This window comes from Actinospica durhamensis (assembly GCF_018139695.1).
Lineage (GTDB): Bacteria > Actinomycetota > Actinomycetes > Streptomycetales > Catenulisporaceae > Actinospica > Actinospica durhamensis.
The window spans coordinates 1-684 of the sequence record NZ_JAGSOG010000663.1 but is presented as its reverse complement, the minus strand read 5'-3'; the positions used below and the strand labels follow the sequence as shown (position 1 = coordinate 684).

Annotated in this window: 1 protein-coding gene; it reads left to right on the top strand. The window is 68.7% G+C overall.

The genetic code is table 11. The annotated features are described in order from the left end of the window. Positions 1-126 precede the first annotated feature (126 nt). Positions 127-684 (top strand): DJ-1/PfpI family protein (locus KDL01_RS41610; protein ID WP_212534224.1); only part of this gene is annotated, 558 nt, incomplete at its 3' end.

Here is a 684-nt window from a genome sequence, read left to right as displayed (position 1 = left end):
GGGCGGGGCTGAGTCGGTGGGAGATGGGATCAGCGCCGCGTTGCGCGGATTTGCCCACGATGCGGCAGGCCACGTGCTGCGGATTGGCCCGCGACGCGAGGTGGGTCGGGGGACGAGGCTTGGCGTATGCAAGTAGCGGTGGTCACCTTTGACGGGTTCAACGAACTGGACAGCTTCATCGCGTCCGCGCTGATCAATCGGTGTAGGGCGGACGGGTTGGCGGCGTTCATCACCACGCCGACGCCGGTGGTGACGTCGATGAACGGCGTGCAGGTGCGGGGGCAGCGGCCGATGGAGTTCGTGGCGGAGGCCGACGCCGTGCTGATCGGCAGTGGCGTCACGACGCGTGATGTTGTGGCGGACGACGGGTTCATCGGCGGACTGCGGGAGCGGCTGGATCCGGCACGGCAGTTGGTCGGGTCGCAGTGTTCAGGGGCTTTGGTGCTTGCGCGGCTTGGGCTGGTGGGTGGTGGGATGCCGGCCTGCACCGATGTGAAGAGTCGGCCCTTCGTCGAGGACTGCGGAGTGACGGTGCTGGACACGCCGTTCCATGCGGAGGGCAATGTGGCAACGGCGGGCGGGTGTCTGGCCTCGCAGTACCTGGCTGCGTGGGTGATCACGCGCATGCTGGGGCTGGAGGCGGCGCGCGGGGTCATCGAGTACGTGGCGGCCGTGGGGGAGGGG